21 protein-coding genes and 1 tRNA gene are annotated in these 21,308 nt (G+C 66.2%); 8 read left to right on the forward strand and 14 right to left on the reverse strand.

Annotation, left to right across the window (positions count from 1 at the left end; genetic code table 11):
- Positions 1-423: 423 nt before the first annotated feature.
- Complete coding sequence (locus IPV08_RS21275; RefSeq protein ID WP_056432829.1) at positions 424-789, reverse strand: DUF3140 domain-containing protein; 366 nt, start codon at positions 787-789, stop codon at positions 424-426.
- Positions 790-1,158: 369 nt separating this feature from the next.
- Between IPV08_RS21275 and IPV08_RS21280 the strand changes: the two genes are divergently transcribed.
- The 3 genes from IPV08_RS21280 to IPV08_RS21290 all read left to right on the forward strand — a co-directional run bounded on the left by IPV08_RS21280 (position 1,159) and on the right by IPV08_RS21290 (position 4,281).
- The gene (locus IPV08_RS21280) at positions 1,159-2,439 is read left to right on the forward strand and encodes an O-acetylhomoserine aminocarboxypropyltransferase (RefSeq protein ID WP_207413510.1); all 1,281 of its coding nucleotides are present in this window, start codon (positions 1,159-1,161) and stop codon (positions 2,437-2,439) included.
- Between the two features lie 109 nt (positions 2,440-2,548).
- Positions 2,549-2,947: a response regulator gene (locus IPV08_RS21285; protein WP_056432823.1), complete on the forward strand. Its 399-nt coding sequence runs from the start codon at positions 2,549-2,551 to the stop codon at positions 2,945-2,947.
- A 35-nt stretch (positions 2,948-2,982) separates the two neighbouring features.
- Positions 2,983-4,281: an aminotransferase class I/II-fold pyridoxal phosphate-dependent enzyme gene (locus IPV08_RS21290; protein WP_207413512.1), complete on the forward strand. Its 1,299-nt coding sequence runs from the start codon at positions 2,983-2,985 to the stop codon at positions 4,279-4,281.
- Here IPV08_RS21290 and IPV08_RS21295 read toward each other — a convergent pair whose 3' ends face one another.
- The 3 genes from IPV08_RS21295 to IPV08_RS21305 form a co-directional block, all read right to left on the reverse strand.
- Positions 4,282-6,627: an EAL domain-containing protein gene (locus tag IPV08_RS21295; protein WP_207413514.1), complete on the reverse strand. Its 2,346-nt coding sequence runs from the start codon at positions 6,625-6,627 to the stop codon at positions 4,282-4,284.
- Positions 6,628-6,692: 65 nt separating this feature from the next.
- Positions 6,693-7,415 (reverse strand): RNA methyltransferase, encoded by a 723-nt coding sequence (locus IPV08_RS21300; RefSeq protein WP_207413516.1) that lies wholly within the window; start codon positions 7,413-7,415, stop codon positions 6,693-6,695.
- A gap of 106 nt (positions 7,416-7,521) precedes the next feature.
- Positions 7,522-8,070, reverse strand: coding sequence for a formaldehyde-activating enzyme (locus IPV08_RS21305; protein ID WP_018042789.1), 549 nt, complete (start codon positions 8,068-8,070; stop codon positions 7,522-7,524).
- A 209-nt stretch (positions 8,071-8,279) separates the two neighbouring features.
- Here IPV08_RS21305 and IPV08_RS21310 point away from each other — a divergent pair, with 209 nt between their 5' ends.
- Positions 8,280-9,491: an NADP-dependent isocitrate dehydrogenase gene (locus IPV08_RS21310; RefSeq protein WP_056432812.1), complete on the forward strand. Its 1,212-nt coding sequence runs from the start codon at positions 8,280-8,282 to the stop codon at positions 9,489-9,491.
- A gap of 243 nt (positions 9,492-9,734) precedes the next feature.
- Here the strand turns inward: IPV08_RS21310 and IPV08_RS21315 are convergent, their stop codons facing one another.
- The 3 genes from IPV08_RS21315 to glgX form a co-directional block, all read right to left on the reverse strand.
- Positions 9,735-10,058: a plasmid stabilization protein gene (locus IPV08_RS21315; protein WP_207413518.1), complete on the reverse strand. Its 324-nt coding sequence runs from the start codon at positions 10,056-10,058 to the stop codon at positions 9,735-9,737.
- Positions 10,059-10,093: 35 nt separating this feature from the next.
- Entirely contained in the window at positions 10,094-11,731 is a 1,638-nt protein-coding gene (locus tag IPV08_RS21320; RefSeq protein WP_207413567.1) for a hybrid sensor histidine kinase/response regulator, read from the reverse strand.
- 240 nt (positions 11,732-11,971) lie between these two features.
- Positions 11,972-14,248: a glycogen debranching protein GlgX gene (glgX, locus tag IPV08_RS21325; protein ID WP_246748115.1), complete on the reverse strand. Its 2,277-nt coding sequence runs from the start codon at positions 14,246-14,248 to the stop codon at positions 11,972-11,974.
- Positions 14,249-14,463: 215 nt separating this feature from the next.
- On the opposite strand from glgX, the gene IPV08_RS21330 reads away from it, so the two are divergent.
- Positions 14,464-15,219: an SHOCT domain-containing protein gene (locus IPV08_RS21330; RefSeq protein WP_207413520.1), complete on the forward strand. Its 756-nt coding sequence runs from the start codon at positions 14,464-14,466 to the stop codon at positions 15,217-15,219.
- Positions 15,220-15,539: 320 nt separating this feature from the next.
- Here the strand turns inward: IPV08_RS21330 and IPV08_RS21335 are convergent, their stop codons facing one another.
- The 6 genes from IPV08_RS21335 to IPV08_RS21360 form a co-directional block, all read right to left on the reverse strand.
- Positions 15,540-15,851: an ETC complex I subunit gene (locus IPV08_RS21335; RefSeq protein ID WP_207413522.1), complete on the reverse strand. Its 312-nt coding sequence runs from the start codon at positions 15,849-15,851 to the stop codon at positions 15,540-15,542.
- 49 nt (positions 15,852-15,900) lie between these two features.
- Positions 15,901-15,977: transfer RNA gene (locus tag IPV08_RS21340), tRNA-Pro, on the reverse strand.
- A gap of 182 nt (positions 15,978-16,159) precedes the next feature.
- Positions 16,160-16,429: a hypothetical protein gene (locus IPV08_RS21345; protein ID WP_207413524.1), complete on the reverse strand. Its 270-nt coding sequence runs from the start codon at positions 16,427-16,429 to the stop codon at positions 16,160-16,162.
- 373 nt (positions 16,430-16,802) lie between these two features.
- The gene (locus IPV08_RS21350) at positions 16,803-17,054 is read right to left on the reverse strand and encodes a hypothetical protein (protein ID WP_056433139.1); all 252 of its coding nucleotides are present in this window, start codon (positions 17,052-17,054) and stop codon (positions 16,803-16,805) included.
- Between the two features lie 72 nt (positions 17,055-17,126).
- Positions 17,127-17,321: a hypothetical protein gene (locus tag IPV08_RS21355; RefSeq protein ID WP_056432797.1), complete on the reverse strand. Its 195-nt coding sequence runs from the start codon at positions 17,319-17,321 to the stop codon at positions 17,127-17,129.
- 31 nt (positions 17,322-17,352) lie between these two features.
- Positions 17,353-17,616 carry a hypothetical protein gene (locus IPV08_RS21360; protein ID WP_207413526.1) on the reverse strand — a complete coding sequence of 88 codons (264 nt, stop codon included), beginning with the start codon at positions 17,614-17,616 and terminating at the stop codon, positions 17,353-17,355.
- Between the two features lie 180 nt (positions 17,617-17,796).
- Here IPV08_RS21360 and IPV08_RS21365 point away from each other — a divergent pair, with 180 nt between their 5' ends.
- Entirely contained in the window at positions 17,797-18,498 is a 702-nt protein-coding gene (locus tag IPV08_RS21365) for a glutathione binding-like protein (protein ID WP_207413528.1), read from the forward strand.
- 16 nt (positions 18,499-18,514) lie between these two features.
- Here IPV08_RS21365 and IPV08_RS21370 read toward each other — a convergent pair whose 3' ends face one another.
- Complete coding sequence (locus IPV08_RS21370; protein WP_207413530.1) at positions 18,515-19,429, reverse strand: MBL fold metallo-hydrolase; 915 nt, start codon at positions 19,427-19,429, stop codon at positions 18,515-18,517.
- 185 nt (positions 19,430-19,614) lie between these two features.
- Here IPV08_RS21370 and IPV08_RS21375 point away from each other — a divergent pair, with 185 nt between their 5' ends.
- Together IPV08_RS21375 and IPV08_RS21380 are read left to right on the forward strand one after the other, a co-directional pair.
- Positions 19,615-20,637, forward strand: coding sequence for an LLM class flavin-dependent oxidoreductase (locus IPV08_RS21375; protein WP_207413533.1), 1,023 nt, complete (start codon positions 19,615-19,617; stop codon positions 20,635-20,637).
- A gap of 76 nt (positions 20,638-20,713) precedes the next feature.
- Positions 20,714-21,082 carry a hypothetical protein gene (locus IPV08_RS21380; protein ID WP_207413535.1) on the forward strand — a complete coding sequence of 123 codons (369 nt, stop codon included), beginning with the start codon at positions 20,714-20,716 and terminating at the stop codon, positions 21,080-21,082.
- The last annotated feature ends 226 nt before the right edge of the window (positions 21,083-21,308 follow it).

Below are 21,308 nucleotides of genomic sequence, written 5' to 3' on the forward strand. Positions count from 1 at the left end.
CCCCCCTCTGCCCGCCGGGCGGGGAGAGGATCGCGGACACCTTGTCGTGTCCGCGATGAGCGCAGGCGAAGCCGGAGCGAGGGTGAGGGGGTATCGCCGAATGAAGCTCTTCCGGAAGCCCCCCCTCGCCCCCGGCTGCCGCCTCGACACGCTCCCCGGCCGTTCTAGGATTTCGCCCGCAGCGGCAGCGACGGCTGCTCCCTCTATCCGGGAGGGTCCGACGTATGGCGTGACGGGCTCACTCTCCTGAAAGGAGAGGGTTGGGGTGAGGTGTGGTCCGTGTCCGGAGAGGTCGCACACCTCACCCTGTCCCTCTCCTTCCAGGAGAGGGGACCCGCGCTCTATGTGAATAGCGTAGCCCGTTGCGGGGAGCGCGCTCCACCTCGGCGGGCCGAGTGAGCCCCCGATCCCCGATCCCCGAACCTATGTCTTCAACGGGTCGTGGCCCCAGTTCATCAGCGAGAGACGCCAGGGTGAATCCTCCACCGCGTCCTTGTCTTCCGGGCCGCCCTGTTTGAGGTGGCGGTTCACGTAGCCGGTGACCTTGCGCATGTGGGCGTAATCGTCGTCGGTGAGATCGGCCTTCTTGGCCTTCAGGATCGCGACGATGCGCCGGCCCGAGGCGTGGCCGGTGGATTCGGACGCGCCGTCCTTCTTTTGCCCGACCGAGCGGCTCTGCTCGCTGTCGAGGAATGTCTCCAGGGCGGCGGGCGTCATGTTCACCGCCTCCTTGAACGCGCGCCAGGTCTCGTCGTGGTCGTCCTTGCTCACCGTTCGCCTCCGTCGCATCGGGTCTGGGTCAAGCGGGAGGCGCGGGGCGGGTTCCTCGGGGTTGGAGGGGCGAATGGTCACGAGGTGTGGCCGCCCTCGCCGTCATCCTGGGGCGCCACAGGCGAGCCCAGGATCCAGACGCGGTGACGGCCTTCGCCGGATAAGGGTTCGCGGTTCTGGATCCCGGGCTCTGCTGCGCAGCCCCGGGATGACGGGGGTGATCTTCCCCCCCTCGCGTCACCACCAACCCTTGACCCGCGCGCATCGTCCGCCATAAAGAACTTCTGTTCGTTTAAGCGGAACGGGGGCGTGGCTCCTCTTCCGTCTGGCCCGGCACAGGCGCTAGAACGACGTCCAGTGCGTGCCCGCCGGCCCCCGGAGTAAGTGATGACCGACCGTATCCCAGGCTTCAACACGCTGGCGATCCATGCCGGCGCCGCTCCCGATGCCACCACGGGTGCGCGGGCCACGCCGATCTACCAGACCACGTCCTTCGTGTTCGACGACGTGGACCACGCCGCCTCGCTGTTCGGGCTGCAGGCCTTCGGCAACATCTATTCGCGCATCACCAACCCCACCAACGCGGTGCTGGAAGAGCGCATCGCGGCGCTCGAAGGCGGCACCGCCGCCGTGGCGGTGGCCTCGGGCCATGCGGCCGAGTTCCTCACCATGCACGCGCTGATGCAGCCGGGCGACGAGTTCATCGCGGCCAACAAGCTCTATGGCGGCTCGATCAACCAGTTCAACCATTCCTACAAGAGCTTCGGCTGGAACGTGGTCTGGGCCGATACGGACGACCCGGATTCGTTCGAGCGGGCGATCACGCCGCGCACCAAGGCGATCTTCTGTGAATCCATCGCCAATCCGGGCGGGGTCATCACCGACATCGCCGCCCTCTCGGTGATCGCCAGGCGCCACAAGATCCCGCTCATCGTCGACAACACCATGGCGACGCCGTACCTGATCCGCCCCTTCGAGCACGGGGCCGACATCGTCGTGCATTCGGCCACCAAGTTCTTAGGCGGCCACGGCAATTCCATCGGCGGCCTCGTGGTCGATGGCGGCACCTTCGCCTGGGCCGGCGACGACCGCTACCCGATGCTGTCGCAGCCGCGCCCCGAATATTCCGGCATGGTCCTCTCCGAGACCTTCGGCAATTTCGGCTTCGCCATCGCCATCCGGGTGCTGGGCCTGCGCGATCTCGGCCCGGCGCTCTCGCCGTTCAACGCCTTCCTCATCCTCAACGGCATCGAGACCCTGCCGCTGCGGATGCAGCGCCATTGCGACAACGCGCTCGAGATCGCGACCCATCTCAACGCCCATCCGGCAGTGGAATGGGTGAGCTATCCGGGGCTGGAGACCGACAAGTATCACCAGCTCGCCCGGCGCTACACGCCGCTCGGCTCCGGCTCGGTCTTCACCATCGGCCTCAAGGGCGGCTACGAGGCGGGCGTGAAGCTGGTGGCCAATCTCCAGCTGTTCTCCCATGTGGCGAATATCGGCGACACCCGCTCGCTGGTGATCCACCCGGCCTCCACCACCCACCGCCAGCTCACCGACGCACAGAAATCCGCGGCCGGCGCCGGGCCCGAAGTTGTGCGGCTCTCCATCGGCATCGAGGACCCGGCGGATCTGATCGAAGATCTCGACGCGGCGTTAAGCGCTTGATTTTGCTGGCAGGCCTGGGCGCGATCCCGGCCCGACGCCCCCGGGTTGACCCTCGGCGGCGTCGGGACTACCCCGCGAACCATTCCTCCATCGAGATCGTTCGCATTGCATGACGCATGATCCTTTCGAGACTTCCGGCGAGCCCCCGGTCATCCTTGTCGTCGAGGACGACGGCCTTCTCCTGATGGAGGCGGCCGATACCCTGGTCGATGCGGGGTTCCGCGTCCTCGAAGCGCCGCAGGCCGACAAGGCGCTCACCATCCTCGAACGCAACGAGGAGATCGACCTGCTGATGACCGACGTGGACATGCCGCAGGGCTCCATGGACGGGTTCGCGCTGGCCCGCCTCGTCGCCCATCGCTGGCCGACCATCCCGGTCCTCGTCGTGTCCGGCATGGGCACGCCCGGCCCGCACGACATGCCCGAGGGCGCGCGCTTCATCCCGAAGCCCTACGCGCCCAACACCCTGGTCCGGACATTGCGGGCCTTCGCCAGGCGCGCTGCCTGACCCCGCCACCCCTTTCGAAGATCGCGACGCCCATCATGGCCACCGAGACCCGCCCGCTCCGCTTCGCCACCCAGGCCGTCCATGCCGGCGCGGCACCCGACCCCGCCACGGGCGCGCGCGTCCAGCCGATCTACTTCACCAACGGCTTCGTGTTCGAATCCACCGAGCAGGCCGCCGACATCTTCGCCATGCGGCGCACCGGCTTCTCCTATTCGCGCGGCTCGAACCCCACCGTGGCCGCCCTGGAGCGCCGGGTCGCCGCCCTGGAAGGCGCCAAGGCCGCCGTGGCCGTCTCGTCGGGCCAGTCCGCCCTGCTTCTCGTGCTGATGACGTTGATGAAGAGCGGCGACGCCTATGTGGCCTCGCCGCGCCTGTTCGGTGGCTCGCTCGGGCTGATGAACCGGCTCGATGCCCGCTACGACCTCAAGCCGCTCTTCGCCAAGGGCCTGACGCCGGCCGATTTCGAGGCCGCGATCACGCCGGAGACGAAGGCCATCGTCTGCGAGTCGATCGTCAATCCCTGCGCCACGGTGATGGACATCGCCGGCATCGCCGAAGTGGCCAAGCGGCACAACTTGCCGCTGGTGGTGGACAACACCCTCGCCTCCCCGGCGCTGATCCGGCCCATCGAGCACGGGGCCGACATCGTGTTCCACTCGACCTCGAAATTCCTCGGCGGGTCCGGCCAGACCATCGGCGGCATCATCTGCGATGCCGGGACCTTCGATTGGCCGGCGGCGGAGGGGCGCTACAACCTCATCACCGAGCCCTGGGCCGATTACGATGGCCTCGTCGTCTCGGACCGCTTCCCCGATTTCAGCTTCGCGGTCGCCTGTCGACTCTTCGGCCTGCGCGATCTCGGCCCCGGCCTGTCGCCGATGAACGCCTTCCTGACGCTCACCGGCATCGAGACCCTGCCGCTGCGGATGAAGCGGCATTGCGAGAATGCGAAGGCCGTCGCCGCCTTCCTCAAGGACCACCCGGCGGTGGCATGGGTGAGCTATCCGGCGCTGCCCGGCCAGACGGGCGAGGAACTGGCCGCCCGCTACGTGCCGGAAGGGCCGGGCTCGATCTTCACCTTCGCGCTGAAGGGCGGCCAGCCGGCGGCGGTGAAGTTCATCATGAGCCTGGAGCTCGTCTCGCATCTCGTGAATATCGGCGAGATCAAATCCCTGGCGATCCACCCGGCCACCACGACGCACCGCCAGCTGAGCGATGCCGACAAGGCGGCGGCGCTGGTCGGCCCCGAGACCGTCCGTCTCTCCATCGGTCTCGAAAATGCCGAGGATCTGATCGCCGATATCGCCCAGGCGCTGGATCAGGTCGATGCCTGATCAGGCGAATTTGAGCTCGGTGGTGGCTCCGCTCTTCGGCTGCGCGACAGCGCCGCCATGGTGCTTCAGGAACCACGGCACCCGGCTCTGCGGCATGGGCTTGCTGTAGAGATAGCCCTGCGCATAGGCGCAGCCCTGTTCGCGCAGGAAGGTCGCCTGCGCCTCGGTCTCCACGCCCTCGGCGGTGACGTTGAGGCCGAGGCTCTGGCCCAATTGAACCACCGCAGTGACGATGGCGGCGTCGTTCGGGTCCCGCTCCAGATCGCGCACGAAGCTGCGGTCGATCTTGATCTCGTCCAACGGATATTGCTTGAGGTGGGTCAGCGACGCGTAGCCGGTCCCGAAATCGTCGAGCGCAACGCGTACACCGGCGCTGTGCAGGCTCGCCAGCACCGCCGAGACTCGGTCGCCATGGCCGCCGAGCAGGACCGTTTCGGTCACCTCCACGCCAATCCGGTCATGGGAGAGGCCCACGGCGGCCAGATCGGAGATCAGGTTCTCGGCGAGGTTCTCCTGGGCGAACTGGGCCGAGGACAGGTTCAGGAATACCCGGCCGGGATCGTACCCTTGCGCGATCCAGCTTGCCAGATCGGCGAAGATCTGGCGCGCGAGGACGGTCCCGACCGCGACCCCGATCTCCGCGTCGTCGAACACCGTGGAGAAGCTGGCGGGCGCCAGTAGTCCGCGGCTCGGATGCTGCCACCGCGCCAGGGCTTCGAACCCGATGATCTCCCCCGTGGCGAGGCCGATCTTCGGTTGATAATACGGAATCAAGCCGCCGACTTCGAGGGCCGACCGCATCTCGCGGGCGACGGAGACGCGGTGCTCGATATCCGCCCGAAGCGCCGGGACGAACAGCGTCGCCCGGTTCCGCCCGGCCGCCTTGGCCGCGTAGAGGGCGAGGTCGGCATTGGTGAAGAGGTCGGTCGGATTGGCGGCGTGTTCCGGGAACAGGGCGAGGCCGAGACTGGCACGCGGCGAGACCACACGCCCCGAGACGGCCATCGACGGTTTCAGGACCTCGAGGATCGCCCGGGACAGGGCGTGGATGCGCCGGCTCGGCTGATGGCGATCCTTCTCGCACAGGGCGATGATGACGAATTCGTCGCCGCCGAGCCGGGCGACGAGATCGTGCTCGCCGATGATGTTGCCGAGGCGCCGGGCGACCTCCTTGAGCAGGGCATCGCCCGCATCGTGCCCGAGGGTGTCGTTCACCTCCTTGAACGCATCGAGATCGATCAGGATGAGGCCGACGCGCTGGCCGGATGCCTCCGCCTTGCTCAGCGCGGCGTCGAGGGTCGTCTGGAACAGGGCGCGGTTCGGCAGACCGGTGAGGACGTCGCGCTGGGCGGCGAGGCGGATCCGCTCCTCCACCGCCTTGCGGCTCGTCATGTCGACGAGGCTGGAGATCACACGGGTCGCGCCGTCCATCTCCACGATGACCGCCGACAATAGGGCGTCCCGGCGTACACGGCCCGAGACGCCCGTGGCGATCTCGATCTCGCTGGCGGTTCCGCTCCGGTCGAGTTCCGCCTGGATCACGCGCCGGGTCGGCCCGTCGACCAGATCGCGTATTGTGTATCGGGTCAGCTTTTCGCCATCGTCGAGTCCGTAGAAACAGCTCGCGGCGTCGTTGGCATCGACGATCTGGCCGTCATCGGCGCGCGACACCACGATTGGAATCGGCGCTGCCTTGAACATCGTCTCGAACAGGCGCCGGCTTTCCGCCAGTTCCGCATTGGCGCGCCGCTCCGCCTGGGTCGCGGTCCATTCCAGACGCCTCAGGCGGTTCGACCGCACCACGAATAGCAGCGTGGCGACGTTGGACAACAGGACCGCGAGACAGATGCCGAGGGCCGTGGACGGCATCGGCGGCGGCAGGAAATAGCCCGCCACCAGCGCGGTGGAGGCGATCGCGCTCGCCGTCAGGCTCCAGAGAAAGCGCGTCGGCATGACGATCATGTAGATCGCCGGAAGCAGCAGCATCACGAAGAGCGCGATGTCGGATCGCGACGAGCACAGGACCGCGACGCATCCGGCGACGAGGATCTCCCATGTCACCATCACCACCTGCAGCCTGCCGAAACCGGTGACCTTCCAGGTCGCCAGCAGGCTGGCGAGGGACAGCACGATGATACCGGCGCGGGCGGGTACGGCGACCCAGAAATGGATCTGCCCGGCGAAGCGCCAGTCGCTGAGCAGGAAGAGCGTGTTGAGGAGAATGGCGCAGAGAAAGATCAGGCGCGCATGGCGCAGGGTCTCGGGAAAGCGCTCGTCCTGAAACGCCCTTTCCCGATCGACCGAGACGAATTCGCCGCCGATGGCGTTGAGTCTATGCTTCCACATGGCGCCCGACACTCGCATGCAAAAGTCGCGCAGGCGTTAAGAACCAACTAGATTGATAACATTTATCAGCCTGGAGGCTTAGTTCGGGTCAGGGCGCGCAATGCCCCGCGAAACGTCCTGACATCCTGTTCGGTCATTGCCATGCGATGCAGCATGTCGCGCATGTTGCGGGCGATGACATCCCGCTTTTCGGGCGGGTAGAATCCGCCCGCGTCGAGGCTGCCTTCCAAGCTGGCGACGAGGGAGGCCATCGCCTCGCGCGTGGCGGGCGGGGATTGCATCTCGCCGGTGAAGGGGAGCCGGGCCTGGCCCGAGGCCTTGCGCCATTCGTAGCCGACGAGGAGCACCGCCTGGGCGAGGTTGAGGGACGGAAAGTCCGGGGAGACCGGAAAGGTGACGATGGCGTCGGCCAGCGACACCTCGTCGTTGGTGAGCCCGATCCGCTCGCGGCCGAACATCACGCCGACGCGCTGTGCCGTCCGCGAGGCCATGTCGGTCATCGCCTCGTCGGGACCGTAGGCGCGCTTCATCTGCCCGCGCTCGCGGGCCGTGGTGGCCAGGAGATAGTTCAGATCGGCGATGGCCTCCGGCACCGTGGCGAAGACGGTGGCGCCGTCGAGGACATGCGTCGCCCCTGAAGCGGCCTCCCGCACGCCCTTCTTGGGCCAGCCGTTCTTCGGCGCCACGAGGCGGAGTTCGGAGAGGCCGAAATTGGCCATGGCGCGGGCGACCATGCCGATATTCTCGGCCAGCTGCGGTTCGACCAGGATGATGACGGGGGCGATCATCGACGCCCTCTGCCACGGGTCGGCCCGGACGGAAAGTCCATCTGAGGAGGATGGGGAGCCGCGGGCACCGTCGGCGCCGCGGCTCCCCCGTTCGCAGTGGAAACGCTCAGATCTTACCGTCGAGACCCATCTGGTAGTATTTGTGGATGATCTTGTCCTGGTTCTCGAGGAGCCAGTCGATCGAGGGCTCGTTGGTCATGGCCTTGCGGATCGCTTCCGTCATGCCCTTGCGCTGGATCTCGAACAAAGCCTTGTGATCGACCGTCTCGGCCTCGATCACGCCGGGGCTGAGCCAGACCGAGCAGATGATGCCGAGATCGTTGGCCTTCTCCTTGGGGATATAGCCGAGGCGCACCGCGTCGAGGACGCCGTTGGCGATGGCGAACTGCACCGTGCCCATGAGGATGGAGGTGTATTTGCTCTCCGTGACGCTGACCTTGGAGACGCAGAGCGTCACCGGCCGCACCATGATGTCGGTGTTCAGGAGCGCGAAGACGCGGCTGTGGCCCACCACCTGATCGCCCGTGAGGGTGGCGAGCGCCGTGCCGACCGGCCCGTCGAGTTCGCCGATGATGACCTCCGGCTCGGAGGCGGTGTTGGGCGGCCCGCCGGCGACCAGGGCCTCGCCGGCCCGCAGGATGATGCGTTCGCTCATGGAGATATCCTTCACAGAAATCGGAATGGGCCGCAGATTCCCGGCCCGAGGGCGGATGTCCAGAGCCGGCCGGGAATTATCTCGGTCCCCGACGCAGTTCCCGATCTGTAAGGGGCACGGCTTTCGCGTCCTGTTGCAGCGCGCTATGACCGCGGGCGAGCGGGAGCGCGGCCGGTCCCGGCCGCGTGATGAGAAAGGTTCTGAGGATCATGTCGAAGATCAAGGTGGCGAACCCGGTCGTCGAACTCGACGGCGACGAGATGACCCGGATCATCTGGAGCGAGATCAAGAACAAGCTCATCCATCCCTATCTCGACCTCGACCTCGATTATTACGACCTCGGTGTGGAGCACCGCGACGAGACGAACGACAAGGTCACCGTCGATGCGGCGGAGGCGATCAAGCGCCACGGCGTCGGCGTGAAATGCGCCACCATCACCCCCGACGAGCAGCGGGTGGAGGAGTTCAAGCTGAAGGAGATGTGGCGTTCGCCCAACGGCACGATCCGCAACATCCTCGGCGGCGTGATCTTCCGCGAGCCGATCATCTGCAAGAACGTGCCGCGCCTCGTGCCGGGCTGGACCCAGCCCTTCGTCATCGGCCGCCACGCCTACGGCGACCAGTATCGCGCCACGGACTTCAAGGTGCCCGGCAAGGGCCGCCTGACCATCAAGTTCGAGGGCGACGACGGCACCATCATCGAGAAGGAAGTCTTCAAGTTCCCGGCCGCCGGCGTCGCGATGTCGATGTACAATCTCGACGAGTCGATCCGCGATTTCGCCCGCGCCTCGCTGAATTACGGACTCGCCCGCAAGTACCCGGTCTACCTCTCGACCAAGAACACCATCCTCAAGGCCTATGACGGCCGCTTCAAGGACCTGTTCCAGGAAGTGTTCGACGCCGAGTTCAAGGCGAAGTTCCAGGCGCTCGGCATCACCTACGAGCACCGCCTCATCGACGACATGGTGGCCTCCTGCCTCAAATGGTCCGGCGGCTACGTCTGGGCCTGTAAGAACTACGACGGCGACGTGCAGTCGGACACCGCCGCCCAGGGCTTCGGCTCGCTCGGCCTGATGACCTCGGTGCTGATGACGCCGGACGGCCAGACCGTCGAGGCCGAGGCCGCGCACGGCACGGTGACGCGCCACTACCGCGAGCATCAGAAGGGCAAGGAGACCTCCACCAATTCCATCGCGTCGATCTTCGCCTGGAGCCGTGGCCTCGCCCACCGCGCCAAGCTCGACGACAACGGCGACCTCGCCAAGTTCGCCAACACGCTGGAGAAGGTCTGCGTCGATACGGTGGAAGCCGGCTTCATGACAAAGGATCTCGCCCTCCTCGTCGGCCCCGAGCAGAAGTGGCTGTCCACCACCGGCTTCCTCGACAAGGTCGACGCGAACCTCAAGACCGCCATGGCCTGAGCGCGCAGTGCGGGTTCCCCTCTCCCCGCCGGGCGGGGAGAGGACGTCGTCCTCCCCTTGTCGGGAGGCGACGTGAGCCCGGCAGGGCGAGGGTGAGGGGTCTCTCCGGGTATGGCTCCTTCGGGCGAGCCTCCTTCGGACTCGCCCCCTCACCGTCGGCTGCCGCCTCGCCACGCCAACGACAAGGTCGCTGCTTCCCTCTCCCCGCGTGCGGGGAGAGGGGAACGCGCGGCCATCGTTCGCTTAGGATGAGGGCCTTGCCGCCTCGGCGTTGCGCTTGCGGGTCGCGGCGGCTTTCTTTGCCGAGGCCGAGCGTTGCTCGGCGGTGCGAGAGGCCGAGGCCTTTCCGCCGGCGGCTCCGCCCTTGTGGGCCGCCGGGTGGGAGCTCGACTTGCCCCTCCCCGATCCGCCCGGATGCTTGCCGCCGCCATCGTCCTTGTTGACGGTCGCCCAGGCGCGGGCCTCGGCCTCTTTCTCCGGTACGCCGCGCTCTTCGTAGGATTCCGCGATGTGTTCGGCCTTGCGGATCTGCTTGTCGGTGTATTTCGACTTGTCACCCTGTGGCATGGCGAGTTTCCCGTATCGGGCCCCTCGCCGCTGCCTCAGCTGTCGTCGTTCGGACCGTCCAGGATGGCGCGAACGCGGCGGATGAGATCGGTACGGCGATAGGGCTTGTTCAGAAGGTCGAACTCCGAACCCCCGGCATCGGTTCGCTCAAGACTCGCCTCGGCGTAACCGGTGGTCAGCAGGACCTTCAATCGAGGTTGCCGCCGCCTGGCCTCGCGGGCGAGCATGATGCCGTTCATCCCGCCCGGCATGATGAGGTCGGTGAACAGCAGGTCCACCGAACCGCTCGAGTCCAGGATCTCCAGCGCCTCACGGCCGTTCTGGGCCATCAACAGCGTGTAGCCGCTATCGCGCAGGATGGTCCGCGCCAGTTCGGCCACGTCCTCGCGGTCGTCGACGATGAGGATGGTCTCGGTCCCCTGGCGATCGACCGGCCCCGATACGGCGCGGTTCGGCTCCCGGTCGTCCTCGGCGGCGGCGGGGAAGGACAGGCGGACGCGCGTTCCCTTGCCGACGACGGACTCGATCTGCGCCGCGCCCCCGGATTGCCTGGCAAAGCCATAGACCATCGAGAGGCCGAGCCCCGTGCCCTTGCCCTCGTCCTTCGTCGTGAAGAACGGCTCCATTACCCGCGCCAGGATCGGCGGCGGGATTCCCGCCCCGGTATCCGTGATGGTCACGGTGACGTAGCGGCCCTCGCCCAGGGAATCCGATCCGCCGAAATCCTGTGAGCCCAGATCCTGCGCGCCGATATCCCGGTTTTCGGTGGAGATGACGACGGTGCCGCCCTCCGGCATGGCATCGCGAGCGTTGATGAGGATGTTGAGCAGGGCGACCTCGGCCTGAGCCGGGTCGACACGGCAGTTCCAGAGGTCTTCGCTCAAGTCGAGCCGCAGCGTGATCGCGTCACCGAGGCTGCGCGCGGCCATATCCTCCATGCCCTTCACGAGGGCGTTGAGATGGACCGCGCGGCCGTCGAGACGCTGCTTGCGCGCGAAGGCGAGAAGCTGCTGAGTCAGGGTGGTCGCCCGTTCGGCGGCGGTACGGATATTGTCGGTGGCGCGCCGAAGGCGGTTACGGTCCGCATCCGGACGGTCGAGACCGTGGCTCAGAATATCGATGTAGCCGACGATGACCTGGAGAAGGTTGTTGAAGTCGTGGGCGATGCCGCCGGTCAGCTGGCCGAGCGCCTCCATCTTCTGGGCCTGCCCCAACGCCTCCTCGACGGTGCGGCGGCGGGAGACATCGAGCTGCGAGGCGAAGAAATACACGAGGTCGCCGGCCGCATTGTAGATCGGCGCGACGAACAGCGCGTTCCAGAAGGTCGATCCGTCCTTGCGGTAGTTGATGATCTCGGTGGTGAATTCCCGCCTAGCCTGGATCGCCTCGCGGAGGGCGTTCACGCTTTCCCGGTCGGTGTCCGGTCCCTGCAGGAAGCGGCAATTGCGACCGATGATCTCCTCGGTTGCATAGCCTGTCAGACCCAGGAAGGCCTTGTTGACGAAGACGATCGGATTGTCGTCCTGCCGGGGGTCGGTGACCACCATCGGCATCCGGGTCGCCTCGACAGCGGTGAAGAAGATGTCGCTCGTGTGATCGGCGATCTCCGACACCGCCCCGGTTTTCACGCGCGGCGGTTCACCTGCAGGCGGTTTCTCGGGGCTCTCGGTCATCATCGGTCGGTTGTTTTGCCAGGCAATGAATGTGGGTCAGGAATGCCCAACGGCTGGCGCTTCATCCGTTTCCCTCGACAAATCCCGCGATGACGACGCAGGTGCCGACGGCGCCCGCGTCGTCATCGATCGAAATGGCCCGGAGTCGCGCCCGACCGCTTGGGTCGGGACGCATCTCCAAGCCTTTGTTCCGCCGCGCCCGTCCTGGCCGAAGCAGCATCCACTTCGTCGGTGCGCGCTTCAGGTCGCCGAGGGGGCGAAGCGCACGCTTTCGATATTGGCGCGTTCGAAAGCCTGCATCACGTGCTGGTAGGAACGCTCCATCTCGGTGGCCTCGTCGCCTTCGGTCTCCTCGGGCTTCAGCACGAACATCAGCATCGAGCGTCCGGTGACCTCGTAGCGGTCGCCGATCTCCCAGGTGCCGACCTCCTGACTGTCGGGCAGGTTGGTGTCGAGGAGCCGGGTCCAGCCGACGCCGCCGACCGAGCTCGGCAGCGTGAACGAGACGAGGTCGCTATAGGCGTTGTAGAGGATCAGCAGGGTTGCATCGCCGCCCCGGCGGTGGATGCCCGAGGCCTGCGCGCGGCCGTCGAGCAGGACCGCGATGGAATGCGCGCCGCCATCCGTCCAGTTCTCCGTGGACATCTCCTCGCCGTCGGGGCGCAGCCACGTCACATCCTTGACGCCGAGATCCTCGTCATAGGCGCCGGAGAGGAAGCGCCCGCGGGTGAGGATCGGCAAGGCTTCGCGCAGGATGGTGAGGCGCTGGGTGAACTCGGCGAGGTCGCGGCCCGCCTCGTCGATCCCCTCCCAGTCGAGCCAGGAGATCTCGTTGTCCTGGCAATAGGCGTTGTTGTTGCCGCCCTGGCTCCGGGCGAATTCGTCGCCGGCGAGTAGCATCGGCGTTCCCCGCGAGAGGAACAGCGTCGCCATCATGTTGCGCATCTGGCGGGTGCGCACCGCCTTGATCGCCTCGTCGTCGGTGGGACCTTCGACGCCGTAATTGTTAGAGAGGTTGTGGGAATGCCCGTCCCGCCCGTCCTCGCCATTCGCGAGGTTGTGCTTCTCGTTGTACGAAACCGTATCGTTCAGCGTGAACCCGTCATGGGCGGTGAGGAAGTTCACCGAGGCCCAGGGCTTACGCCCGCGCTTGTTGAACTTGTCGGCCGATCCGGTGATGCGCGAGGCGAGGCTCGGCAGCAGACCGGAATCTCCGCGCCAGTAGCCGCGGACATCGTCGCGGAACCGGTCGTTCCATTCCGCCCAGCCCGGCGGGAAGCCGCCGACCTGATAGCCGCCGGGGCCGCAATCCCACGGCTCGGCGATGAGCTTGACCGAGTTCAGCACCGGGTCCTGCCGGCAGGTGTCGAGGAAGCCGCCGCCCTCGTCGAAGCCGTGCGGCTCACGACCCAGGATGGTGGCGAGGTCGAAGCGGAAGCCGTCGACCCGCATTTCCGTCGCCCAGTAGCGCAGGGAATCGGTCACCAGCTGCAGGACGCGCGGGTGGGACAGGTTGAAGGTGTTACCGGTGCCGGTATCGTTGATGTAGTAGCGCTCCTCGCCCGGCATCAGGCGATAGTAGGAGGCGTTGTCGACGCCCTTGAACGACAGGGTCGGGCCCTTCTCGTTGCCCTCGGCGGTGTGGTTGTAGACCACGTCGAGGATCACTTCGAGGCCGGCGCCGTGCATGCGCGCCACCATCTCCTTGAACTCGGAGAAGGCGAAGTCCGGCACCGCCGCGTAGCGCCGGGCGGGCGTGAAGAACGAGATCGTGTTGTAACCCCAGTAATTCACCAGGTTCTTTTCCTGGAGATAATCGTCCTGCACGAAGGCATGGACGGGCAGGAGTTCGACCGAGGTGACGCCGAGGCTCTTGATGTAGTCGAGCACGGCCGGATTGCCGAGGCCGGCATAGGTGCCGCGCAGCTTCTCCGGCACGGCCGAGTGCAGCTTGGTGAAGCCCTTCACATGGGTTTCGTAGAAGATCGTCTTCTCCCACGGCACGTGGGGCTTGCGGTCTCGTCCCCAGGTGAAGGCCGGGTCGATGACGCGGCTGCGGCGGGTGAAGGGCGCCGAATCGCGCTCGTCGAAGGTGAGGTCGTCGCCCGTCTCCATCTGGTAGCCGAACAGGGCCGGGTTCCAGGTGATGGAGCCGACGAGACCCTTGGCGTAGGGGTCGATCAGCAGCTTATTGGGGTTGAAGCGATGCCCGGCCTTTGGCTCGTACGGTCCATGGACCCGGTAGCCGTAGATCGTGCCGGGACGCGCGTCGGGCAGGTAGCCGTGCCAGATCTCGTCGGTGTATTCCGGCAGCTCGATCCGCTCGAGTTCCTGCTCTCCGGCATCGTCGAACAGGCAGAGTTCGACCTTGGTGGCATGGGCAGAAAACAGGGCGAAATTGACGCCGAGGCCGTCCCAGTTGGCCCCCAGCGGATAGGGCGATCCCTCTTTGATGCGCGACCGCACGGCCTTCGTCTGCGTGGCGGCCTGCGGCATCGGGGGGTTCTTAGCGACCATGATCACTCCAGGGTGGGCTCGCTGCGTGACGCGGAGCCCGACGGCATGAATTCCGCCGAGTGAACGCTGATGCTTGACCGTAAGGTCCGTGATCGTGGAAACTTTTTGCGTTGCGAGACGGACTCGCGCGCAGGCGCCGTACTATGATCCGGCCGCTTCGCCGCGCCCGGCATCTTCGCCGTTTTGGAGGCAGCTCATGTCTTTGGAGACAGCCCATGTCCGATAGACCCTCCGTCCTGCAAGCCGCCGCCGAACGGCACGGCGTGAGCATCGACGCCGTCCGCCACCTCATGCGCGCATTGGAGGTGGGCAACGGAACCATGGCGCAGTTCAACCATCCCGAACTCGGCGGTTTCGGGCAATGGTCGTCCGGCGGCATGACCATGATCGGCAACATGTTCGATGCCAATCCCAAGTCACGGGTCGCGGCTCTCTGCGCGGATCTGGCCCAGTCCCTGCCCCCCGGCGGATGGGACGACGGCGCCGCATCCGGGAATTGGTGGCCGGCGGAGCTCGGCCGACCGGCCACGTCCGGCTCGCAGAACAGCATGCGCTACGCCTATTTCCCGGATAGCCGGCTGCTCGCCGTGGAGACCTCGGGAACGCTCGTCCTCTACGATACCGGGCATTACGACATTTCCGGCGTGTCGCAGCAGCAGGGGGATACCCAGAGCCTTCGCTTCAGCGGCCGCAACGGCTATGTCGATCTCGAATCGCTCCAACGGGTCAGCGTAGCGCCCGCGCCGGATCGCACCCTCGAGCCGAAGCCGTTCCATCCCGATCCGATCCCGTCGCCGATCCGCACCGAAGACCGCCCGCGTCCGGCACCGGAGCCGGATTTCCCGCAAGCCGGAGCCCCCTCGGGCGACGTCATCTCGACCTTGGAGCGCCTGTCCGACCTGCACCGCAAGGGCGTGCTGACCGAGGCCGAGTTCTCGACCAAGAAGGCCGAACTCCTCGCGCGGTTGTAGGGGGCCCCATCGATCGGCGGGCGGTTTCTCGGGGCGTCTGCGGCGACGCATGTCCATCGCAGGCGGACGACCCGTCACTCGCGACGGGAACGGCGCCATCTCACGCAATGGTCGTGGGGGCGCCGTCCATCCTCCGGACCCGCTCCCATTGTGTCGGTATTTGTTGTATCGACGATTCGATGACCAATGATGACATGCGCGAATCACGCGCCGCACTGATCCTGCTCGCCGTCGCGGTCGCGTCGGTCCTGATTTTCGGGGTGGTCACGATCCTGATTCAGCTCTGAGCCGAATGCGCGGATTGCGACTCGACCGGCGCCTCAGTGGGTCCAGGGCGCCGTGCGGTTGAACTTGAAATTATCCGAATAGGACAGACCCTTGCGGATCACGGGCTTCTGGGGCTGCTCGACCCGGAAGGTGATGCCGTTGCGGGTGGCGTAGGCCACGGCCTCTTCCTGCGTCTCGAACGACAGCCTGACCTGCTGCAGCATGTCCGACGAACCGGTCCAGCCCATCAGGGGGTCGGTGTCGCGCGGAGAGCTCTGGTCGAATTCCAGCACCCACGCTTTGGTGCGGGCCATGCCGGATTGCGTGGGATCCTTGGCGGGCTGGTAGATCCGGGCACTCGGCATCGTGGGGTCGATAGCTCCTGCAGGATGGAACGGCCGATAAGCACGCGATTGGTCGGGGCGATAGGATTCGAACCTACGACCCTCTGGTCCCAAACCAGATGCGCTACCAGGCTGCGCTACACCCCGACTGCCCGTTACGGCTCCATCGCTCTAGCGGTTGCCCGGTTTCGGCGCAAGCAGCCTCTCGCGTGCCGAGACGCTGGCGGTGAAATCCCGACCGATCCACGTCCTCGGCCTCCGACATCACTAAGGACGCCAATGGCGGGCGGTTCCGCTCGATCACGTTTGGCGGACGTCGCGGCAGACAGCTATGTCTGCACCACGCTCATCTGTGACACGATCTGAACCTTGCGGAAGTCCTCCGGGAGGATCACCGCTTCATTGTATTTGTTGCCGCCGAGCTTGCAGAACAAAAATCCGCCTCTCATGCTGACCTCGAACTGTCGTCCCTTTTCCAAGATCAGCCGGCCATTTTTTAAGTCGGATGCGACGATCTCTTCGAGGACGACAATTCTGTCTCCCGGCCGATACGATGCCTCGAACAGGGCTGGATCCACGTCGTCTTTCCAATGTGCCATGTCGTCTTGTCCCGTCTATGCAATTGGATATGGCTTTTACTCGAGCGATGGAATCGACTCGCACTGAGTGGACGCGTCGGGTTGCCGACCTGCAGCCGTCATAGCGACAGAGTTCGAATCGGAAAAACCGGCATTCCCCCGCATGGCGTGCATCGCCTCCATGCGGCTGCCCGAAACCGCGGGGCATTTGTAAATATGGTGGAGGAGCCATTCGAGGCACGCTGATAGCCGCGTTGCACGGACGCGGAGAGTGAAGCGCCGTTTGGGGCTTCAGGGTTCGAGCCCGTATCCGCGACTCTGCGGTGCCGACGATCCCGGCACTTGGCGTTCCCGCCCCTCACCCGTCCTGCGGATGTCCTGGCGGCGCCGGCGTTCAGAGCGAGAAAGCGACGCCGAGCTTTCGGTCCCGTCTCCAGACTACAGTACAGGCGCGGGGCTTCGCGTAGGCCGTCATGACCAGGATGAACTCGTCCGGAACCGCCTCCGGAACTTCGACTTCGATCTGGGCGCCGGTTTCGGACTGGTCCCAGACCAGGCAGTCGATATCAGGCCGGTCGTTCCCGAATGAAAGCGCCCCGATGCGGAAGGCATCTTTGCGTGAGGCGCTGCGACGATTGGTGGTCACGTCATGGATCCCGATCAAACCTGATGTCGACTGTCATTGCAGCCGGTTAATTTTCAGGCCTTCGGTACGGCACTAGACGATCACATCGACGACGCGGTCCTGACCTGTCGGACGGGCGTTCAAGGTCGGTTCGGTGCGCGCGCCGACATTGACGGAGACGAGGTTGGACTCGGTCTCCCGCTTGCGCAGGGCGTCGATACGGGCGTTCGCCACCACGTCGGTGGCTTTCAGAACTCCGAGCGAGTTCAGCGAAACCGTGATCGTCATGGTGAGACACCTCCGTCGATGGATGGGGACGCTACACGAGAATGTCGAGGACGCGCTTCTCGGTGTCGAGGGTCGATTTCAGCACGGCTGTGTTGAGTTCGAAGCTCGCCTTGCTCTCCATGAGCTGCACGGCCGAGCTCGACAGGTCCACCTGGGTCGGGCTGGGGAGGATCTGATCGGCCTGAGTCGGGCTGGGCATGGTCATGCCGACCGTAGCGATCTGTTCCGCCGCATTGCTGAAGCGCTGGGAGGCCGCCACCATCCCGCCGCTGCTGATCGCCGTCGCGCTGCTCATCCTGCCGGTCTCCCGCTCGGGTTACCCCGTGAAGGGGGATGCAAGCACGAGAACCTTAAAGCGATAGGGTGAAAAATCCGTCGCATTCGACCGAACGGCGCCGGCTTGACCTCGGTGCCAGCGGTCGCCACCTCGGCTTTCAGCGCCGCCCGGTGATCGCGGTTCGCTGGAGGGATTTCGATGATCGATCTGCATTACTGGCCGACGCCGAATGGCCATAAGGTGACGATGTTCCTGGAGGAGGTCGGACTTCCCTACACGATCAAGCCGGTGAACATCGGTAAGGGCGAGCAGTTCAATCCGGATTTCCTGGCCATCGCCCCCAACAACCGGATGCCGGCCATCGTCGATCACGACCCGCAGGGCGGCGGCGAGCCGGTCTCGCTCTTCGAATCGGGCGCGATCCTGCTCTACCTCGCCGAGAAGACGGGACGCTTCATCGCCTCCGACCCGCGCGGCCGCGCCGAAGTGCTGCAATGGCTGTTCTGGCAGATGGGCGGGCTCGGGCCGATGCTCGGCCAGAACCACCACTTCTCCCAATATGCGCCGGAGAAGATCCCCTACGCCATCGAGCGCTACGTCAAGGAGACGAACCGGCTCTACGGCGTCCTCGACCGGCGCTTGGCCGACCGGGAGTTCGTCGCCGGACCCGATTACTCCATCGCCGACATGGCCTCCTATCCGTGGATCGTCCCCTGGGAGAAGCAGGGCCAGAACCTCGACGATTTCCCCAACCTCAAGCGCTGGTTCACGGCCATCGCCGAGCGCCCCGGCACCAAGGCGGCCTATGCCCGCGCGCCGGAGGTCAACCCCGACCACGGCAAGACCATGAGCGAGGACGCCAAGAAGGTGATGTTCGGCCAGACCGCCAAGCGGGACTGACGCAAGCGGGGCTGAGCTATCGCCGCAGGCTGTCGAGATTCACAGGGGCGGCGTGCGGGCGGGTCGCCAGCATGCCGTCGATGAGCGCCAGCACCTCGGCCCGGCCGCAATTGGCGGCCGGCTCGAACGGCGTCCAAGTCTGGGTGAAGTCGAGCTGGGCGAAGACGTCGCGGTAGCGGCGCAATTCGTTGGTGGTCAGCGGCACCCCGCGCACGAAGGCCTTGTGCGCCGAGATCGTCTCGGCCCGGCGGAAATCCTTCGGGTCGAGCTCGAATTTCAAGGCATCGCCGCAGAACAGGATCTTTCGCGCCCGGTCGAACAGGATCGCGTGGCCGTCGAAATGCCCCGCCGTGCGGTGGAGTTCGAGGCCGGGCAGCGGTTCGAGGAAATCGTCGTAGGGCCAGGAGACCTGCAGCGCCGCGCTCCAGATGAAGTCGGCGGCCGGCAGGCAGAGTTCCGGGTCGAACCGGTCCTGCAGCTGCACCAGCGCCCCGTAGGCATGCGGGTGCGACGAGGACAGGACCTGCATTCCGCCGAGCGAGGCGATGTGCTTGAGTGCCGCCTCGCTGAAGACCGGGCAGGCCTCGAACCCCATATTCCCGTCGGGCGTCTGGATCAGGTAGGCGTTCGGCCCGATGCCCGAGACGGGATCGTTCCAGAAACGCCAGATTCCTGGCTCTAGCTCCTCCCAATGGCAGGGGAAGCGGTCCTGTGCCTCGCGTTCGCTCCAGAATTGCCAGCCCTTCTGCGGAACCACGTGACGTGCGTCGAGGCACATCGGACACGAGGGCGGCGGCGCGAAATGGCGCTGCCAAAACCCGCAATTGTCACAGGTATAGGCGGGGAGATCGAGGGCGCCGGCGAAGGGCAGGTATCCGGGAGACACGGTGGCGTTGCTCGGGTTCGGGGCGGGAGGTCGAGGCACAGCCATATAGGTCGTGTGTCGAGCCTGTCGCGGGTCGGATGACGAGAGGATCGCTTCGGAGCCGGACCGAACGCATGGCTCCTGCGCCGGATGGCCCGGTTGCGAAGCGGTGGCGGCGTCGCGATCTCTTCCGGGTGGGGACGTTCATGGCCGGCGCGAGCCGGTCGCTCATGCAAACGGACACGCGATTCATGATCCCTCTTTCCGTTCTCGACCTCGCCTTCGTGCCGCATGGCGCGACGCCCGGGGACGCCCTGCGGAACACCCTCGACCTCGCGAGGGCGGCCGAGCGCCTCGAATACCGGCGATTCTGGCTCGCGGAACACCACAACATGGTGGGCATCGCCAGCGCGGCGACCTCGGTGGTCATCGGCCATGTGGCCTCGGGCACGAGCCGCATCCGCGTCGGGGCCGGCGGGGTCATGCTGCCGAACCACTCGCCCATGGTCATCGCCGAGCAGTTCGGCACGCTGGAGACCCTGTATCCGGGCCGGATCGATCTCGGCCTCGGCCGCGCGCCTGGCACCGACCAGCGCACCCTGCGCGCCCTGCGGCGCTCGCCCGAGACGTCGGACCAGTTCCCTCAGGACGTCCTCGAACTCCAGGCGCTGCTGGGCGACGCGCAGCCGGGCCAGGTGATCCAGGCCGTGCCGGGCACGGGCACCAAGGTGCCGCTCTGGATTCTCGGCTCCAGCCTGTTCGGCGCGCAGCTCGCCGCCATGCTCGGCCTGCCCTACGCCTTCGCCTCGCATTTCGCGCCGGACGCGCTGATCCAGGCGCTCGCCGTCTATCGCGAGCGCTTCACCCCGTCCGAGCAGTCGACGGCGCCTCATGCCATGGTCGGCGTCAACGTCGTGGCGGCCGAGACCGATGCCGAGGCGCGCCGCCTGTTCACCTCGGCGCAGCAGCAATTCGCCAACATGTTCCGGGGCACGCGGGGCCTGCTGCCGCCGCCCATCGACGATATCGAGACCTATTGGTCGCCCTCCGAGAAGCGCCAGGCCTCGGGGATGCTCGCCCGCGCCATCGTCGGTTCGCCGGAGACCGTGCTCCGGGGGCTCGCCGACCTGATCGCCGAGACCGGCGCGGACGAACTCATGGTGGCTAGCGCCATCCACGACCATGCCGCCCGCGTGCGCTCCTACGAGATCCTGGCGGATGTCGCCGGAGCACCGATCCTGGCAGCCCCGGCGCGGGAACTCGTCGCGGGCTGATCCCGGTCGCGCCGGGCGGGGTCTCGCCTCACCCGGATGGTGTGCCTATGGTGCGGCACCAACCTCACGGGCCGACATGATCAAGAAGACGCACCTTCCCTCCGACGCGACTCTCGCGGACGTCGTCCCCACCCTGGAGGAGGCCGACGCCTATTTGAGCCGGTTGCTCACCAACATGCGCTTCTGCCAGAAGCGGCACGGCAACGCCTCGGTCCGCATCGCGGTCACGGGTAAGGGCGGCCACCCGTCCTACCGGGTCGATTACGTCAAGCCGGTGGCGCCGGACCCGGACGGCACGCCGTTCGACGCCTATGGCGGCAAGGCCCATTACAGCTTCACCGCCATCAACATCATGGAGACGAACTGGAGCAGCCGGTCGATGAGTCTCGACGAGGTGCTGAAACTCCAGGCGGAATTGCGGAAGCCGAAATTCGAGGATCGGTGAATCCGGGGTCTCATCGCCCTCAGCCGAGCCTGCCTGATTTATTCCTCTACTCACTCCGGCAGGGCGCGTCCCTCTCCCCCTTGTGGGGAGAGGTTAGGAGTGGGGGTGGCTCCGCCAGCCTCCGCAGCGTGAGGGTCGCCCAACCACCCCCACCTCCAACTCCTCCCTACAAGCTCGACGGATCTCGGGCAGGCCCGATATCCGCTGGGGAGGAGGGTCCCGCGCA

It is taken from the genome of Methylobacterium sp. SD274 (assembly GCF_017355285.1).
In the GTDB taxonomy this organism is placed as follows: domain Bacteria; phylum Pseudomonadota; class Alphaproteobacteria; order Rhizobiales; family Beijerinckiaceae; genus Methylobacterium.

What these genes read in the sequence shown, in the direction of transcription:
- IPV08_RS21320 (WP_207413567.1), bottom strand. Translation starts at nt 11,731, where the DNA reads ATGACCGAGAGCCCCGAGAAACCGCCTGCAGGTGAACCGCCGCGCGTG.
- IPV08_RS21305 (WP_018042789.1), bottom strand. Translation starts at nt 8,070, where the DNA reads ATGAGCGAACGCATCATCCTGCGGGCCGGCGAGGCCCTGGTCGCCGGC.
- IPV08_RS21300 (WP_207413516.1), bottom strand. Translation starts at nt 7,415, where the DNA reads ATGATCGCCCCCGTCATCATCCTGGTCGAACCGCAGCTGGCCGAGAAT.
- IPV08_RS21310 (WP_056432812.1), top strand. Translation starts at nt 8,280, where the DNA reads ATGTCGAAGATCAAGGTGGCGAACCCGGTCGTCGAACTCGACGGCGAC.
- IPV08_RS21280 (WP_207413510.1), top strand. Translation starts at nt 1,159, where the DNA reads ATGACCGACCGTATCCCAGGCTTCAACACGCTGGCGATCCATGCCGGC.
- IPV08_RS21365 (WP_207413528.1), top strand. Translation starts at nt 17,797, where the DNA reads ATGATCGATCTGCATTACTGGCCGACGCCGAATGGCCATAAGGTGACG.
- IPV08_RS21355 (WP_056432797.1), bottom strand. Translation starts at nt 17,321, where the DNA reads ATGACGATCACGGTTTCGCTGAACTCGCTCGGAGTTCTGAAAGCCACC.
- IPV08_RS21330 (WP_207413520.1), top strand. Translation starts at nt 14,464, where the DNA reads ATGTCCGATAGACCCTCCGTCCTGCAAGCCGCCGCCGAACGGCACGGC.
- IPV08_RS21285 (WP_056432823.1), top strand. Translation starts at nt 2,549, where the DNA reads ATGACGCATGATCCTTTCGAGACTTCCGGCGAGCCCCCGGTCATCCTT.
- IPV08_RS21315 (WP_207413518.1), bottom strand. Translation starts at nt 10,058, where the DNA reads ATGCCACAGGGTGACAAGTCGAAATACACCGACAAGCAGATCCGCAAG.
- IPV08_RS21380 (WP_207413535.1), top strand. Translation starts at nt 20,714, where the DNA reads ATGATCAAGAAGACGCACCTTCCCTCCGACGCGACTCTCGCGGACGTC.
- IPV08_RS21290 (WP_207413512.1), top strand. Translation starts at nt 2,983, where the DNA reads ATGGCCACCGAGACCCGCCCGCTCCGCTTCGCCACCCAGGCCGTCCAT.
- IPV08_RS21295 (WP_207413514.1), bottom strand. Translation starts at nt 6,627, where the DNA reads ATGTGGAAGCATAGACTCAACGCCATCGGCGGCGAATTCGTCTCGGTC.
- IPV08_RS21335 (WP_207413522.1), bottom strand. Translation starts at nt 15,851, where the DNA reads ATGCCGAGTGCCCGGATCTACCAGCCCGCCAAGGATCCCACGCAATCC.
- IPV08_RS21345 (WP_207413524.1), bottom strand. Translation starts at nt 16,429, where the DNA reads ATGGCACATTGGAAAGACGACGTGGATCCAGCCCTGTTCGAGGCATCG.
- IPV08_RS21360 (WP_207413526.1), bottom strand. Translation starts at nt 17,616, where the DNA reads ATGAGCAGCGCGACGGCGATCAGCAGCGGCGGGATGGTGGCGGCCTCC.
- glgX (WP_246748115.1), bottom strand. Translation starts at nt 14,248, where the DNA reads ATGGTCGCTAAGAACCCCCCGATGCCGCAGGCCGCCACGCAGACGAAG.
- IPV08_RS21375 (WP_207413533.1), top strand. Translation starts at nt 19,615, where the DNA reads ATGATCCCTCTTTCCGTTCTCGACCTCGCCTTCGTGCCGCATGGCGCG.
- IPV08_RS21275 (WP_056432829.1), bottom strand. Translation starts at nt 789, where the DNA reads ATGCGACGGAGGCGAACGGTGAGCAAGGACGACCACGACGAGACCTGG.
- IPV08_RS21370 (WP_207413530.1), bottom strand. Translation starts at nt 19,429, where the DNA reads ATGGCTGTGCCTCGACCTCCCGCCCCGAACCCGAGCAACGCCACCGTG.